This is a genomic window from Arthrobacter livingstonensis (assembly GCF_003219815.1).
GTDB classification, from domain to species: Bacteria; Actinomycetota; Actinomycetes; order Actinomycetales; family Micrococcaceae; genus Specibacter; species Specibacter livingstonensis.
Genome location: NZ_QJVD01000014.1, coordinates 96,892 through 113,151 on the forward strand (window position 1 = coordinate 96,892; position 16,260 = coordinate 113,151).

The 16,260-nt window shown below is 65.5% G+C and carries 15 protein-coding genes; 13 read left to right on the forward strand and 2 right to left on the reverse strand.

What is annotated here, in order from left to right; all coding sequences use genetic code 11:
• The first annotated feature begins 276 nt into the window (after positions 1-276).
• Entirely contained in the window at positions 277-1,851 is a 1,575-nt protein-coding gene (gene ffh / locus CVV68_RS13635) for a signal recognition particle protein (RefSeq protein ID WP_110501554.1), read from the forward strand.
• A 125-nt stretch (positions 1,852-1,976) separates the two neighbouring features.
• Here the strand turns inward: ffh and CVV68_RS13640 are convergent, their stop codons facing one another.
• Both CVV68_RS13640 and CVV68_RS23505 read right to left on the reverse strand, forming a co-directional pair.
• The gene (locus tag CVV68_RS13640; RefSeq protein WP_245933533.1) at positions 1,977-3,380 is read right to left on the reverse strand and encodes an MFS transporter; all 1,404 of its coding nucleotides are present in this window, start codon (positions 3,378-3,380) and stop codon (positions 1,977-1,979) included.
• A gap of 339 nt (positions 3,381-3,719) precedes the next feature.
• Entirely contained in the window at positions 3,720-3,944 is a 225-nt protein-coding gene (locus CVV68_RS23505; protein WP_170133175.1) for a hypothetical protein, read from the reverse strand.
• 22 nt (positions 3,945-3,966) lie between these two features.
• Here CVV68_RS23505 and CVV68_RS13645 point away from each other — a divergent pair, with 22 nt between their 5' ends.
• The 12 genes from CVV68_RS13645 (at position 3,967) to trmD (ending at position 16,192) form a co-directional block, all read left to right on the forward strand.
• Positions 3,967-5,571 carry an ABC transporter substrate-binding protein gene (locus CVV68_RS13645; RefSeq protein ID WP_170133176.1) on the forward strand — a complete coding sequence of 535 codons (1,605 nt, stop codon included), beginning with the start codon at positions 3,967-3,969 and terminating at the stop codon, positions 5,569-5,571.
• A 111-nt stretch (positions 5,572-5,682) separates the two neighbouring features.
• On the forward strand, positions 5,683-6,627 hold the full coding sequence (locus CVV68_RS13650) for an ABC transporter permease (protein ID WP_110501557.1): 945 nt from the start codon (positions 5,683-5,685) through the stop codon (positions 6,625-6,627).
• A complete protein-coding gene (locus tag CVV68_RS13655; protein WP_245933534.1) occupies positions 6,624-7,577 on the forward strand; it encodes an ABC transporter permease in 954 nt (317 codons plus the stop codon). The genes CVV68_RS13650 and CVV68_RS13655 overlap by 4 nt, the downstream gene beginning before the upstream one ends.
• A gap of 105 nt (positions 7,578-7,682) precedes the next feature.
• Positions 7,683-10,130, forward strand: a complete 2,448-nt coding sequence (locus CVV68_RS23910) for an ABC transporter ATP-binding protein (protein WP_211320842.1) — start codon at positions 7,683-7,685, stop codon at positions 10,128-10,130.
• Between the two features lie 85 nt (positions 10,131-10,215).
• Positions 10,216-10,980 carry an alpha/beta fold hydrolase gene (locus CVV68_RS13670; RefSeq protein WP_110501558.1) on the forward strand — a complete coding sequence of 255 codons (765 nt, stop codon included), beginning with the start codon at positions 10,216-10,218 and terminating at the stop codon, positions 10,978-10,980.
• Positions 10,981-11,196: 216 nt separating this feature from the next.
• Positions 11,197-11,697 carry a GNAT family N-acetyltransferase gene (locus CVV68_RS13675; RefSeq protein WP_110501559.1) on the forward strand — a complete coding sequence of 167 codons (501 nt, stop codon included), beginning with the start codon at positions 11,197-11,199 and terminating at the stop codon, positions 11,695-11,697.
• Between the two features lie 304 nt (positions 11,698-12,001).
• Entirely contained in the window at positions 12,002-12,892 is an 891-nt protein-coding gene (locus CVV68_RS13680) for a VOC family protein (RefSeq protein ID WP_110501596.1), read from the forward strand.
• 32 nt (positions 12,893-12,924) lie between these two features.
• A complete protein-coding gene (locus CVV68_RS23515) occupies positions 12,925-13,377 on the forward strand; it encodes a hypothetical protein (RefSeq protein WP_245933535.1) in 453 nt (150 codons plus the stop codon).
• Between the two features lie 636 nt (positions 13,378-14,013).
• A complete protein-coding gene (rpsP, locus tag CVV68_RS13695) occupies positions 14,014-14,421 on the forward strand; it encodes a 30S ribosomal protein S16 (protein ID WP_110501562.1) in 408 nt (135 codons plus the stop codon).
• 1 nt (position 14,422) lies between these two features.
• Positions 14,423-14,662, forward strand: coding sequence for an RNA-binding protein (locus CVV68_RS13700; protein ID WP_110501563.1), 240 nt, complete (start codon positions 14,423-14,425; stop codon positions 14,660-14,662).
• 157 nt (positions 14,663-14,819) lie between these two features.
• Complete coding sequence (gene rimM / locus CVV68_RS13705; protein ID WP_110501564.1) at positions 14,820-15,392, forward strand: ribosome maturation factor RimM; 573 nt, start codon at positions 14,820-14,822, stop codon at positions 15,390-15,392.
• The gene (gene trmD, locus CVV68_RS13710) at positions 15,392-16,192 is read left to right on the forward strand and encodes a tRNA (guanosine(37)-N1)-methyltransferase TrmD (protein WP_110501565.1); all 801 of its coding nucleotides are present in this window, start codon (positions 15,392-15,394) and stop codon (positions 16,190-16,192) included. Before rimM ends, trmD begins: the two co-directional genes overlap by 1 nt.
• The last annotated feature ends 68 nt before the right edge of the window (positions 16,193-16,260 follow it).

The window sequence follows — 16,260 nt, forward strand, 5'->3', positions numbered from 1 at the left end:
TCCCTCCCCTGCACCGCCGCCGTGTTGCACAAGGGCGCAATGGGAGATCCGGAGGCCCCCGCCGGTGCCGGTGGAAAAGGTGCAACAAAGCGGCCCGGCGCTTGATACCCTTGATAGTTGAGTCCCACAGGAAAGGGAGCGGGCAGCTTTTACGGGGCGGGCCCGCCGTTCTCATCCTGCAAATTCGAATCGCCGCACCCGCTGCTTGCGGCCTTGCCGCCATGGCCGGGCCGCGCGGGTGATGGCTGTACCCCAGACGAAAGAAGTACACGGCGCGTGTTCAACTCCCTATCTGACCGGCTGACAGCAACTTTCAAGAACCTGCGCGGCAAGGGCCGGCTGAGCGAGGCCGACGTCGATGCCACCGTGCGGGAGATCCGCCGCGCCCTCCTGGACGCCGACGTCGCCGTACCCGTGGTGCGCGAATTTACCGCCAGGGTCCGTGAACGCGCCCTGGGGTCGGAGGTCAACGAGGCTCTGAACCCGGCGCAGCAGATCGTCAAGATCGTCAATGACGAGCTCGTGACGATCCTGGGCGGGGAGACCCGCCGCATCAACCTGGCGAAGAACCCGCCCACCGTCATCATGTTGGCCGGCCTCCAGGGCGCCGGCAAGACCACGCTGGCCGGAAAGCTCGCCAAGTGGCTCAAGGCCCAGGGCCACAGCCCCCTTCTGGTGGCCGCGGACCTCCAACGCCCCAACGCCGTCAAGCAGCTGCAGGTCAACGGAGAGCGCGCCGGGGTGCCCGTCTTCGCCCCGCACCCCGGCGTCAGCAGTGAATCTGAATCCGCCACCGGCGATCCCGTGGCCGTTGCCCAGGCCGGTGTGGCCGAGGCCAAGTCCAAGCTTCACGACGTCGTCATTGTCGACACCGCCGGACGCCTCGGCATCGACGCCGAACTGATGGCGCAGGCTGCGAACATCCGCGCCGCCATCAACCCGGACGAGGTCCTCTTCGTCATTGATGCCATGATCGGCCAGGACGCCGTCAACACGGCCAAGGCCTTCGACGACGGCGTGAACTTCACCGGCGTGGTGCTCTCCAAGCTCGACGGCGACGCCCGCGGCGGTGCCGCCCTCTCCGTTGCCTCGATCACCGGCAAGCCCGTCATGTTTGCCTCCACCGGCGAGTCGCTGGACGACTTTGAACTGTTCCACCCGGACCGCATGGCCAGCCGCATCCTGGACATGGGCGATGTCCTCACACTCATTGAGCAGGCTGAAAAGAACTGGGACAAGGACGAAGCGGAACGGATGGCGAAGAAGTTCGCCGACCAGGAAGACTTCACCCTGGACGACTTCCTGTCCCAGATGCAGCAGATCCGCAAAATGGGGTCCATGAAGAAGATGCTGATGATGATGCCCGGTGCGGCAAACATCCGCCAGCAGCTGGAAAACTTTGACGAGCGCGAAATTGACCGCGTCGAGGCCATTGTCCGCTCCATGACCCGGCACGAGCGTGTGGCACCGAAGATCATCAACGGCTCCCGCCGCGCCCGCATCGCCAAGGGTTCGGGCGTGCACGTCTCCGAGGTCAACGGCCTGCTCGAGCGCTTTGGCCAGGCCCAGAAGATGATGAAGAAGATGGCCCAGGGCGGCGGCATCCCCGGAATGCCCGGCGTTGCCGGACCCGGCGGCTTCGGGGGCGCCCGCAAGGGCAAAAAGGTCGTGAAGAAGAAGGCACGCTCCGGCAACCCGGCCAAGGCCGCTGCCGAGCTGCGGGCGGCGCAGGAGAAGTCCAACGCCCCCAAGGCGCTGCCGACCGGTGCCGCCTTTGGCGCCGGCAACGAGGAGTTCGACCCTGCGAGCCTGAACCTGCCCAAGGGATTTGAGAAGTTCCTCGGGAAGTAGCAGTTCCGGGGCGCTACTGCGTCTGGCCGATGCGTCGGGCGTGCCCCGGCGCGGGTGCGCCCAGCCATCGTCGTGTGACTGGACCCGCCACTGTCCAACAGGGCCCGCCAGGGCCGGGGTGGGTGCTACTGCGACTGGCCGATGCGCCGGGCCAGGACCAGCGCCGCCACGGCGGGCAGTGTGGTCAGTGCGAAGCACCCTGCGAACGGCCACGGACCACCCAGTCCGGCAAGGGCGGAAAACACGATCGCCGTTGCGGCAAGTGAAATCGAGGCGCCGATGGCGTCGGCAATGCCGAGCGCGGAGCTGTTGAAGCCCTGCTTCTCGACGCTGGAGTATTCCAGCGTCGCGACACTCGTGCGCGGGTACATCAGTCCCATGCCGAACCCGGCGACTGCCCAGCCGGCAATCGCGACGGCGGGCGGCAGTACAAGGACCGCCGTCGCACACGCCGCGACGATCGCCGTCGAGAGTGCCAGCGCACCAAACTGAATGCTGCGCACGTGGCTCAGGCGGACGCCCAAGTGGCTCTGCAGCCAGGACCCGCCTGCCCAGGTCAGGCCGGAGGCTGTCACCGACAGTCCGGCGGCCAGCGGCGGGAAGCCGTACCGGACCGTCAGGAGGTAGGGGATGTAAACGTCTGCGCCAAAGAAGGCGCCCGCTGCGAGACCGCGGCTGAGGATCACGCTGGGGAGCCCGGCGTCGGCCGTTAGCGTGTGCCGGGGGAGCAGCGGCCGCAGCGCGAGCAGCGCAATGGCAGCCGCCGCTGCCGGTCCGATCCACAGGAGCCAGCCTTTTGCATCAGCCAGGAGATTGACGGCGAGCACGGCGGCCGCGGCCAGCAGCGACCAGCCGATGCGGCCCACGTTCCACGGGACGGCGGCGCCTTCAGCGGATCCCCGCAGCCGGACCATGGCGGGAATGACCATGGCCAGGGCGATGGCCACGAGTCCGATGACCCCGAGAAACACCCACCGCCATCCCAGCGTCTGGGCGATCAGCCCTGCCACCACGGGACCGACGAGCGAGGGCACGACCCATGACGCGGCAAACGCCGCAAAGATCTGCGGGTGCAGGGCGGGAGGGTAGGCGCGGGCCACCACAACATAGAGTGCGACGGTCAAGGCGCCGGCACCCAGACCTTCCACCAGGCGTCCGGCCAGGAAGACGGCCATGCTGTGGGCGGTGCCGACGACGGCCAGACCTGCGACGAAGAGGACGACGGAGGCGTACAGGGAACCGCGCGGCCCCCCGCGATCCGACCAGTTTCCGGCCAGCACCATGCCGACAACCCCGGCCGCCAGCGGCCCGGCGAAGGCAAGGGCATACAGGGAAGCCCCGTTCAGGGCCGTGCTGATGGTGGGCATGACGGTCGTGACGGCAAGTGCCTCGAAGGCCGACAGCACGATGAGCGCACAGATTCCCACGGTGATCGTCCGGTACCCGCGGCCGAAGATGCCGCCTGGCGCTGCCCCGTCGGGCGCTGTGTCCTCAACCCACGCGCCGGAATTCCCTTCCCCGATACTCACACATCCCACAGTAGAACCTCGCGCCACTGAGGATGCCGATACGGATATTTCGACCTCAAATATCTGTATCGACATCCTCGGTGCGAAGCCCGGGGAATTGGCAGGAATTTGGCGGGAAACTGCCAGAAAACGCCCATGATGCCAGTAGAACCGCGGATCTGCGCGCCACGGACCGCCGGGGTCAGGCCCTGGGGCACCCGGACGGGCGTTTCGCGCCAACATTCTCCTGACAGTCCGGCGGTGGAGGTTTAGACTCTGATTTAGGAGCCCTGCGAGGACCAAACAGATCTGCCGCCGCCGGGTTCTGCCATGGAGGCGCATGATGAAAAAGTTGCGGACTCATGGGGGGATTCGGAAGCCGATCTTCCGGATATTTGGAAGTATTGCAGTCGTTTTATTGGCGTTGACGGGATGCTCTTCAGGCAACGGATCCCCGAACGCAACCACCGCGTCGGCAAATGCGCCGGGCAAGGCAGCCAACACCGCGACTTTTGCGGAACCGCCCAACACGGTGCCGAACTGGATTTGGCCGTTTGCGCCGATCGCTGATTTTTCGGTATCCAACTCCTCGGATTTGCAGTACCTGATGTTCCGTCCGCTGTACTGGTTCGGCAACGACGGCAAGGCCGAGGTGAACGACTCACTGAGCCTGGCTGCCGCACCCGTGTACAGCAATGGCGGCAAGACCGTCACGATCAAGCTCAAGCCATACAACTGGTCCAACGGCACGGCGGTCACCTCGGCCGACGTGATGTTCTGGTTTAACATGGCCAAGGCGGAAAAGACCAACTACGCCGCCTATGTCCCAGGACAGTTCCCGGACAATATTGTTTCAGCGACTGCCCCTGATGCAAAGACGATTGTCTTCAACACGGACAAGGCCTACAGCCAGCAGTGGTTCCTGTCCAACCAGTTGGGGCAGATAACGCCCATGCCGGCGGCGTGGGACATGACGGCAGCCAACACCAAGGGAACGTGTGCGAGCAGCGAATCCGGCTGTGCCGCCGTATACAAGTACCTGATTGCGCAGTCGAAGGACCTGCCCACGTATGCGACCAACCCGCTGTGGCAGGTGGTTGACGGACCATGGTCCCTGAAGTCCTTTAACTCTGACGGCCACATCACCTTTGTTCCCAACACGAAGTACTCGGGGCCGGTCAAGCCCACACTCAAGGAGTTCATCGAGGTTCCGTTCACCACCGATTCGGCGGAATTCAACGTCCTGCGCGGCGCCTCCACGATCGACGTTGGTTACCTGCCCACCCAGGACCTGTCGTCGCCGCGGCCGGCGAACACCTCGCCCGGCCAGGCAGGGCCCAACCCGCTGAGCGCCAATTACACCCTGGCACCGTGGAACCTGTACGGCATCAACTACTTCCCGATCAATTTCAACAACCCCACGGTTGGCCCGATCTTCAAGCAGCTGTACTTCCGGCAGGCGTTGCAGTCGACGGTTGACCAGAAAGGCATCCTCACCTCCGCCGCAAAGAACTACGGATTCGAGACCACCGGCCCCGTGCCGCTCTTCCCGGACAGCCCGCTGATTTCCGCCACGGAGAAGTCCAACCCCTACCCGTTCAACATTGATGCGGCCAAGAAGTACCTGACGGACAACGGCTGGACCGTCGCTTCTGGCACCGCTGCTACGTGCTCGAAGCCCGGGACCGCCGCCGGCGACTGCGGGGCAGGCGTCACGGCGGGGCAGAAGCTGAGCTTCAACCTGCAGTACGCCAGCGGCACCCAAACCATCACCACCGCCATGCAGTCCCTGAAGTCCAACGCGGCGCAGGCGGGCATCATCTTGAACATTTCCCCGGCGCCGTTTAATACGGTGACCGGCACTGCCATCCCCTGCTCCGGCAAGACCTGCACGTGGGAAATGGGTAACTGGGGCGGCGGCTGGGTGTATGCACCCGACTACTACCCAACTGGTGAGACGCTGTTCCAGACGGGGGCCGGTTCCAACAGCGGAAGCTATTCGAACGCCGCCATGGACAAGCTGATCTCCGACAGCACCACGCAAAGCGGGACGGCAGTGATGCAGGCCTACGAGAACGCCTTGGCCAAGGACGTGCCGGTGATCTGGCAGCCCAACTACACCTACAGCCTGACTGAGGTGGCCAATGGGCTCAAGGGAGCGACTACGCAGAACCCGTACAGCGCCATCAACCCCGAGGACTGGCACTACTGAGCAATCCTTGGGTCAACAAGTAATAGTCAATGGGTCACAACGACGGGGTGAACCGGGCATGGCGGCAAGGGCAGCAGCAATCGACACGATGCCGGCAAGGTGCGCGGTGTCATGATCGGCTACATACTCCGCCGCCTGGCCCAGTCCATTCTGGTGGTTCTGGTGGTGACCATCATCGTGTTTATCCTGCTGCATCAGCTGCCAGGGGGTGCGGCCCGGGCGATTTTGGGACCGCGGGCAACCGCGGCCCAGATCGCCGATTTCAACGTCCAGAACGGCTACAACCAGCCGTTGTTCGTCCAATATTTCCGGCAGCTGGGCGACTGGGCCACCGGCAATTTCGGTTTCTCGATCAAGTTGAACCAGTCGGTCAGCTCACTGCTGGTCCAGCGGATGCCCAAGACCATTGTCCTGGGCCTCCTTTCCCTGGCGCTCACGGTCATCGTTGCGGTGCCGCTGGGCATCTACCAGGCCGTGCACCGCAACAAGCCGTTTGACTACATTGCCACGGGGCTGTCGTTCATCTTCTATGCTGCTCCGACGTTCTTCATCGGGCTGGTCGCCATCGAGGTCTTCTCCCAAAACCTGGGCTGGTTTCCCCCGGAAGCGCCGCAATCCGATGGTGTGGGACCCATCTTTGCGCAGTTCGATGCCATGGTGCTGCCCATTGTCACACTGGCGCTGCTGAGCATCGCCGGCTTTTCCCGTTACATGCGTTCCTCGGTCTTGGACAACCTTGACCAGGACTATGTGCGCACGGCCCAAGCCAAGGGCGCGTCGCCCACGAGGGTCCTGTACCACCACATCCTGCGCAACGCGATGATACCCATCATCACGTTGCTGGGGCTGTCCCTCCCGGCCATTTTCGCCGGAGCCCTCATCACTGAGTCAATCTTCAATTTCCCGGGCATGGGCCTGCTGTTCTGGCAGGCAGCCCAGGCCTCCGACTACCCGGTGGAACTCGGCGTCGTGATCATCACCGCGTTCGCCACCGTCGCCGGAAACCTGCTGGCAGACATTTCCCTGGCCGTTCTGGATCCGAGAGTGAAGCTATGACCACCATCCGCCCGGGAGTCGGCGAACCGCCGCCTGAGATTGTCGGCGACGGACACAAGACCACCGTCGCCGTCTCAAGCACGGGCCTGCCCGCCGGCAAGGCCAAGAGCATGTTTCAGCTCGGCTTTGAAGTTTTCATCCAGAACCGGCTGGCCATCGTGGGCCTCGTCGTGCTGGTGCTGGCGGTGCTGTTCTGTTTCCTTGGCCCTGTGCTGTACCCGACCGACCAGGTCACCGTGAACCTGCTGAACGTGAACCTTCCGCCGGGCCCCGGCCATCCGCTGGGCACCGACGAAACCGGCTACGACCAGCTGGGGCGGCTCATGACCGGCGGTCAGGTGTCCTTGATGATCGGGTTTGCCGCGGCCATCATCGCCACAATCGTCGGAACCATCTGGGGCGCCATCGCCGGCTTCTTCGGCGGCTGGCTGGACTCCGTCATGATGCGCACCGTCGACGCGATCCTTTCCATCCCGATTCTGTTCCTGCTGCTGTTCCTGGTCACCATCGTCAAGCCAAGCGTGCCGGTCATGATCTTTGTGCTGGGGCTGACGGCCTGGCTGGTGCCGGCCCGGCTGGTGCGCGGCGAGTCGCTGACCCTGCGCGTGCGTGAATACGTCCAGGCGGTGCGCGTCATGGGTGGGACGTCGTGGCATGCGGTGTTGCGGCACATCATGCCCAACGTGATCGGCACCGTGATCGTCAATGCCACCTTCCAGGTCGCCGACGCCATCTTGCTGATCGCCTACCTCGGCTACCTGGGTCTTGGCATCTCACCGCCGGCAACCGACTGGGGTGGCATGCTCAGCAACGGCACCGCGTTCGTGTTTACAAACTACTGGTGGCTGATCTACCCTCCGGGATTCGCCATCATCATCGTCGTCGTGGCCGTGAACCTGGTGGGCGACGGCCTCCGCGACTCGGTGGAGGTCAGGCTGCAACGCCGCTGATCTCACCGGCTCCTGCCGGACCCGGGAACACCAACCCGGCCGGCCGGCGTCGGGCATCAGGCACAGCAGTCCACGGCATCAGCCACACGAGGAAAGGACAGGCCCATGGCGCTTCTGGAGATTAACGACCTCAGCACGGACATCCAGCTCAGCAAGTCCGTGGTGCATGCCCTCGACCATGTCAGTCTGCACGTCGATGCGGGGGAGACCCTGGGCCTGGTGGGGGAGTCCGGCAGTGGCAAGACGATGACGGCCATGTCCATTGAACGCCTCCTGCCGCCCGGCGGCCACATCATCAACGGCGAGATCCTCTTTGACGGCGAAGACCTGGTGCAGCTCCAGGAGCCCCGGCTGAGGGAGATCCGCGGCAGCGACATCGGCATGATCTTCCAGGACCCCATGACCTCGCTCAACCCGGTGCAAACCATTGGCGACCAGGTGGCCGAGCCCCTCATGCTGCACCGGGGGTCGACCAAGCGCCAGGCCTACAAGGAAGTCATGGAAATGTTCGGCCTGGTGGGACTGCCCAGCCCCGAGCAGCGCATCAACGACTACCCGCACCAGCTGTCCGGCGGCCAGCGCCAGCGCGTCATGATCGCCATGGCGCTGATCTGCCAGCCCAAGCTGCTGATCGCCGACGAACCCACCACCGCCCTGGACGTCACGGTGCAAAAGCAGATCCTGGAGCTCGTGGACAGGCTGCGCCAGGAGTTCCGCATGGCCATGATCCTGGTCACCCACGATCTTGGCGTCATCGCCGGCAGCGCCGACCGGGTGGTGGTCATGTACGCTGGCAAGGTCGCCGAAATGGCCGACGTCCACACCCTGTTTGCCGCCCCCAAACACCGCTACACGGATGCCTTGTTCGAGGCGCTGCCCGAGCGCGCCGCTGGCACCGGGGAGCGGCTGTACTCGATCCCGGGACTTCCGCCGGATCTGGTGGAGCCGCCGCCGGCCTGCCGGTTCGCGCCGCGCTGCCGCTTCGCCGTCGACTCCTGCCGGGCCCAGGTGCCGCCCATGACCACCATCACCACTGCGCACGGTCCCCAGCAGTTCGCCTGCTTTGTCCCGCGGACCACGCCGCTGAATGTGCCGGAACCCGTGGACCTGCGCACCATCATCCCGGAAGTCGCCCGCGTGGAGGCTGCCGAGCTGGAGGCCGGCATGGACCTCTCCTCCGTGGACGCCACCGTACACGCGGACGACGCCGGACCCCGGGTGGGTGCCCACCTCGCCCCTGGCGCCGCCCGGGGTGCCGCCGCCGGGGGTGCCGCCGCCCGGGCAGCGGAAACGCCGGAGGCGGCAACGGCGTCGGACGCCCGCGGGTGGGTGGCGCCCACCACCTTCATTCCGGACGACGGCGTCCCGCTGCTGCAGGTCCAGGGCGCGGTCAAGGACTTCCCGGTCACGGCCGGGGCCATTCTGCGCCGGCACGTGGGGGACATCAGCGCCGTCGCCGGCGTCACCGTGTCCATCCCGCGCGGCAAAACCCTGGGCCTGGTGGGGGAATCCGGCTGCGGGAAGACCACGCTCGGGCGTCTGGTGGTGGGGCTGGACGTGCCCACCGGCGGAAAAATCCTGTTCCGCGGCCGGCGCATTTCACAGCTTCGGGGCAGGGAGGCGAAAGAGGGGCGGCGCAACGTTCAATTCATGTTCCAGGACTCCTACGCGTCGCTGGATCCGCGCATGCGGGTCCGCTCCATCCTGCGCGAGCCGCTGGACATCCAGCATGTCGGATCGGCGCGCGACCGCAACGAGCGGGTCGATGAGCTGCTGGCCGCCGTCGGGCTGCCCGCCCGCGCCGCCGAGAGGTACCCGCACGAGTTTTCCGGCGGCCAGCGCCAGCGCATCGGGCTGGCGCGGGCGCTGGCCCTGCAGCCCGGGCTGATCGTTGCCGACGAGCCCGTCTCGGCGCTGGACGTGTCCATCCAGGCGCAGGTGCTGAACCTGATGAAGGAACTCCAGCGCGACCGGGAGCTGACCTACCTGTTCATCAGCCACGACCTGTCCGTGGTGCGCTACCTCTCGGACGTCATCGCCGTCATGTATCTGGGCAAGATGGTGGAGGTGGGCCCGGCCGCCGCCGTGTATTCGCACCCGCAGCACCACTACACGCGCGGGCTGATTGACACGATCCCGATCCCGGACCCGGTCATTGAGCGGCAAAAGGCAAAGCTGGGTGTGCGCGGGGAGCTGCCGTCGGCGATGAACCCGCCCAGCGGCTGCCGCTTCCGCACCCGCTGCCCCATGGCGCAGGAGATCTGCGCCAAGGTGGAACCGCCGCTGCAGCCGGGGGGCGGATCCGTACCCATGCCCGCCGCCGAGCTGGCGGCGGCAACGGCCGCCGCTGCCGCCGCCGGCACCATTCCCCACCTGACCGCCTGCCATTTTCCCATCAACGGACACGCCGCCGCCGACACGCTGGTGGAGGGGACGGTGGCGCCTGGTGGGATTGCCGCGGACGGGCCCCAGGACGTGACCGCCGACGGAGCCCCGGACGGCGGGAGGCCGGGCGGGACGCCGGGGCCGGCCGGGGCTGGCGGGGCCGTTTAGCCAGACGCTGACAGGGCCGTAACAGCCCGGTGCTGGCTGCCGTCCCGCCAACGGGCTTGTCAGCCGCTTCCGGTACCCTGCTTGAATGACTAAACCCCGGATCGTGTTCGTGCACGGGATCGATGGCTACGGCTCAGCGGCCTGGCCCGTCCAACACCGCCTGGCCGGGCGCTACGATGCGCTCTTTCTCAAGCGGGCCGGTTTTGACGCCGTCGAGCCTCCCGTGCCAACGGATTTTGCCGCCGACACCCGCATTGTGATTGATGCCCTGGACAGCGGCGGGCATGTGGTGGCACACGCGCAGGGGGCCACGGCGGCCGTCATGGCTGCCGTGGAACGTCCCGAGCTGGTGAAGTCCCTGGTGCTGGTGGAGCCGGCGTTGCTGTCCCTGACGGCCGAGCTTCCCGCCACCACGGCGTACCGCGAACACCTCGAACCCCTGTTTGCCCGCAGTGCCGCCTTGACGGACACGGCTTTTTCCGCCGAATTCCGCAGGTTGACGGCGTCCATGGCGGGGCCGGGCGCGGCGGGCGTCGCGTCGGACGGTGCAGCCGGACTCTCGCGGCCGCGGACCGGACCAGCGGAGTCGGCTGCCCGGATTGCGGCCCGGATTCATCTGCAGGCGCCGCAGTGGGACGCACCGGTGCACATAGTCCCCGGCGTGCCCACCTTGGTGCTGACCGGGGGATGGGAGCCTCTTTATGAGGAGATCGCCGACTACCTTGCCGGCACCGGGGCCCGCCACGTGGTCACCCGCGGCGGCCACCGGCCGCAGGACTCCGAGGCAGGGGCCGGGCTCATCGAAGAGTTCATCGGCGGCATCGAAGCCGGTCCCGGCCCGGCGGGTTGACCGGAGTAAGGTCCCGGGAGGCAGGCAGGGGCAAGACCGGGGTTAGGGCCAGGGTCCGACGGAGGGCATGGCCGTCGGGCTGGGCCAGGTTCCGACGGAGTGCATGGCCGCCGGGCTGGGCCAGGTTCCGACTGAGTGCATGGCCGCCGGGCTGGAGCAGGGCCCGACTGAGGGCATTGCGGATCTGGTGTCGGAGCCCCGCACTAGACTGGCCCCATGCTCGAGATCCGGCCTGCAGGGCTCAACGAATTTTCGCTTTTGCCTGCCCTGGAAGCGGATGCGGACGCAGTGTTTGCCTCCCTGGACCCGCCGTTTCCGCACACCGAATTTCCACCTCCCGGCACGGCTTCCTCATTTGCCGAGGCCTTTCACATCATGGTTGCCGGGCGGCCACCAGTGGGGTTCGCACGGCTGGAAATAGTGGACGAACAAGCTCATTTGGCACAGCTGGCCGTTAGCCCGGACCAGGGTGGTCGGGGGATTGGCCGTGCCCTGGTCACGGCCGCGAAGGCCTGGGCGCTGGAGGCCGGGTTCCACACGATGACATTGTGCACCTTCGCCGAGGTGCCCTTCAATGGCCCGTTTTACGCCAGCTGCGGCTTTATCGAAGTTCCGGAAGCGCAGATGGCACCCGGACTGGCTGTCCTGCGCCGCGAGGAAGCCGCACTCGGGCTGGACGCGATGGGCCGCCGCGTGGCCATGCGCGCACACCTCTGAGTGTGCCGGTGCTGGTTGGTGCAGTGGGATCGACAGTTGCAACGCCCGCTTGATGGACTCCTGGCTCCCGGGGCAAAAGTGGACATTCGCGGCTGCTGCACTACCAGCATTTGTCTGTTTCCGCCCCGTACCCGTTTGCCATCGCATTTATCCCCGGCCTCCCCGATGCGTGCGCAGACGATTTGGTTCCGGCGGCCCGGCCGGCTTGAACGCCGCACATGACCGCGGCAGGGCGGCCACCGGGAATAACTTGAAGCTTCAAGTAGTTTGATACGATATGAACACAACAAACTTTGGAGCAACCATGACCACCCATCAAGACCTCCTTTCCGCCGACCTGCAAATGGGCACCGTGATGCTCAAGGTCGGCGACATGAACCTGATGAGCAACTACTACCAAAAGGCACTCGGCCTGGATGTTGTCGCCGAGGCCGACGGCGGCCAATACCTGGGGCGCGGCACCACAGCCCTGGTCCACCTGGAGCCGGCCGGCGGCCTGCACATCCCTGGCCGCGGCGAGGCCGGCCTGTTCCACACGGCCCTGCTCTTCGAGGACCAGGCTTCCCTGGCCGCCACCGTTGCCAGCGCCGCCCAGTACAGCCCGCAGCTGTTCGCCGGCAGCGCCGACCACCTGGTCTCCGAGGCGTTTTACTTCACCGACCCCGAGGGCAACGGCATTGAGCTCTATTGGGACCGTCCCCGCGATGCCTGGTCCTGGAATAACGGTACCGTTGAAATGGCGTCGCTGGCCCTGCCACCACAGCAGTACCTCACGAGGCACCTGACCGAGGAATCGGTGAGCGGGCAGCGGAACGCAGGTGCCGGCGTCGGCCATATACACCTCCAGGTTGGCGACGTCGAAACGGCGAAAAAGTTCTACGTGGACACCCTCGGCTTTGAGCGCACGGCCGGCTGGCACGGGCAGGCGCTGTTCGTCTCCGCGGGCGGCTACCACCACCACATGGCCATGAACGTATGGAACAGCCGCGGTGCCGGCCCCCGCAAGGACACCCTCGGGTTGGGTGAGGTCCTGATCCAGCTGCCCAAGCCGGATGACGTCGGGGAGCTGGCGGAGCGTTTGGGCCGCCACGGCATTGCCGTCGCCAACACCGGCGCCGAGATCCGCTTCGAGGACCCGTGGAAGAACCGGATCCGCGTTAGTGTGGAGACTGCACCCGCCGCAGCCCAGCGCTGACCCGGCACCACCCTTTTGCGAAAGGCACCCGAGTGGCCCTCTACTCCGAGTTTTTCATTGCCGACCACCACCAAGCCGTTGCCCGGGCCAAGGCCCGCGAAGCCGGAAAGTCGCCGGCCATCGACGTGCCCGTCCTGCCAACGCCCGGCCTGAGCGACTTTGAAATTGAAGTGCTGGGGGAGCTGGCCGTGAGGAAGGTCCATGCCACCGGCGTTGGAGCCGAGCTCAGTCTCGTGGACATCGAGCTGGACACGCTCTACGCCGTTCCGGATGCCCTGCTGGAGGTGTTTGCCGAGCTCAACGCGCCGGAGGAACCGGATGACGTGGTGGACCTTGCCGCCGAATGGGCCGCCGCCGAAGAGATGGAATCCACCCCCGAGGTCACCGAGCCGCTGCTGCGCGCCCTGACGGCAATGGCCGTCGCCGCCGTGGCCGCGGCCGACGACAACGCGAAAATGGGACTGTTCTTTTTTTCAGCTTCGTAGTCCCCAGTCGCTCCCACCGCTCGCTAGCTCGCAGCGGGGCCCTCGCGCCTGGGGGCCCAAGCCAGCCGCTCCCACCCTCGCAAGCTCGCAGCGGGGCCCTCGCGCCTGGGGGCCCAAGCCAGCCGCTCCCACCGCTCGCAAGCTCGCAGCGGGGCCCTCGCGCCTGGGGGCCCAAGCCAGCCGCTCCCACCCTCGTTCCTCGGATGGGACCCCGAAGCTATAGGCGGGATTGAAAAGACAGTACCTGCGGGTCCGGGGTGCTGATCAGGATCGAAAAGACAGTACCTGCGGGTCCGCACCACTAACACCCGCAGGTACTGTCTTTTCAAATCTGAGCACCCGCAGGTACTGTCTTTTTAATCGAAGCCAGTCTGCGTCACCCGCAGGTACTGTCTTTTTAATTCCGTTTCCCAGCAGATCAGGCGGGTCGGACCGCGTATGGTGCACAACACGCACCGGGACCGGCGTAACGCGTCGCGCGGATGGCCAATCGTCTGGCATAATGGACAGGTACTCGATCCGTGCGGCCCCTCTCTCCGCGTGATGGTCCTGTCCTTAGAGATCCGCTGATCGGCCCGCCCCACGGGAGCGTGAAGCGGAATTCGCCCCTTTTTCGAACCAGGAGTAACCACAAAAGTGGCCGTAAAGATTCGCCTTAAGCGCTTTGGTAAAATGCGCGCACCGTACTACCGCATCGTCGTCATGGACTCACACTCCAAGCGCGACGGCCGGGCCATCGAAGAGATCGGCAAGTACCACCCGACCGAGCAGCCCTCCTTCATTGAGGTCAAGTCGGACCGTGCCCAGTACTGGCTCGGCGTTGGTGCCCAGCCGTCCGAGCCCGTTGCCAAGATCCTGAAGATCACCGGTGACTGGCAGAAGTACAAGGGCATCAAGGGCCAGGAAGGCACCTTGAAGACGAAGGAAGCCAAGCCTGCCTTCGTCGCTCCGGAAGCCACCAACCTTATTGTCAAGGAAGCCATCACCAAGAAGGCCAAGAAGGCCGACGACGCTGAGGCTGCCGAGAGCACCGAGGCGCAGTAACTTGCTGGCTGAAGCGCTGGAGCACCTGGTCCGTGGGATTGTTGACTCTCCCGAGGACGTCAAGGTGAGCGTCAACAACAACCGCCGCGGGGAATCCCTCGAGGTGCGCGTTCACCAGGACGATCTGGGCCGGGTCATTGGCCGCCAAGGCCGCACGGCCCGTGCCTTGCGCACCGTGGTCGGAGCCTTGGCCCACGGTGAGCCGGTCCGTGTTGACGTTGTCGACACCGACCGCCGCTAACCCTGCCGCCAGGGAACTTTGCTCCGCGCACGCGGGGTGATGAAGTTTTCAGCAGTAAAGCCAGACATTTGGCCCCGGCACCATAATGGTGTCGGGGCCAAATTTTTTCCCGGCCGCATCCCGGCCCAATAAACGAAGCACGCACCAAGGAGTTCACATGCAGGTTCAAGTTGCCCGGATTGGCAAGCCCCACGGCATTCGCGGCGAAGTGACAGTGCTTGTCCTCACCGATGCCCCGGATTCGCGTTTTGCCGTCGGCACCGAATTTGTGGTGGAGCCGGCCTCGCTGGGCACCTTGACCGTGCGCAGCTCGCGCTGGAACAAGGACATCCTGCTGCTGGGCTTCGAGGGCACCAACACGCGCAACGATGCGGAGCTGCTCCGCGGGGCCAGCCTGTTCTTTGACTCCGAAGAGGACCAGGACGACGACGCCTGGTACGAACACGAGCTGCTGAACCTTGAGGTCCGCGTTGGCACGGAAAGGGTTGGCAAGGTCACTGGACTTCGCACCCTGCCGGTGCAGGACCTGCTGATCGTGGAGGACAACGACGGCGACGAAGTCCTGGTCCCGTTCGTGGACGAGATCGTGCCCGAGGTGAACATCGAGGAGGGCTATGTCCTCCTGACGCCGCCGAACGGACTGTTCACGGTGAACAAGGAAGCCACGGAAAATGACGAAACCGGGCAGGCGGCGGAAACGGACGGCGGCACGGAAGGTACGCAGGCCTGATGCGCTTTGACGTTGTCAGCATCTTCCCCGAGTATCTGGCGCCGCTGGAGCTGAGCCTGATTGGAAAGGCCCGGACGGACGGGCTGCTGGAGCTGATCGTTCATGACCTGCGCAGCTACACGCAGGACCGCCACCGCACCGTGGATGACACCCCGTACGGCGGCGGGGCCGGCATGGTCATGAAGCCGGAACCGTGGGCACAGGCACTGGGCGACATTGCCGCCGCGTCCCCGGCCACCGCAGCCGGACGCAAGCCCGTGCTGATCGTCCCGTCCCCTGCGGGCGAGGTCTTCACCCAGGCGCTGGCCTACGAGCTGGCCGAGGAGGAACACCTCGCCTTTGCGTGCGGACGCTACGAGGGGATTGACGAACGTGTGCTCGAATGGGCGCAGGAGCAGTACGCAGTCCGTCCAGTCAGCCTCGGTGACTACGTCCTCAACGGCGGTGAAGTGGCCGTGCTGGCCATGGTGGAGGCCATTGGTCGTCTCATTCCCGGTGTGGTGGGAAACCCGGACTCCCTCATTGAGGAGTCCCACTCGGACGGGCTGCTGGAGTATCCCGTCTACACGAAGCCTTCCAGCTGGCGGGACCGTGACGTCCCGGACGTGCTGCTCAGCGGTAACCACGGCAAGATTGCCAAGTTCCGCAGGGAACATCAGCTGCGACGCACGGCTGCCCGCCGCCCCGACCTGCTGGACAAGCTCGACGTCTCCAACTTCAGCAAGACCGAACGCAACGTGCTCTGGGAACTCGGGTACGCCGTCGAACATGGCAGGGCAGTGCGCCGCAACAAGGAATAGCAGCAAATATTGGCTACAGCGCCGATTAGTCCCAGCGGTCCCGGTGTGACAAAATTAGTGGATGTGCC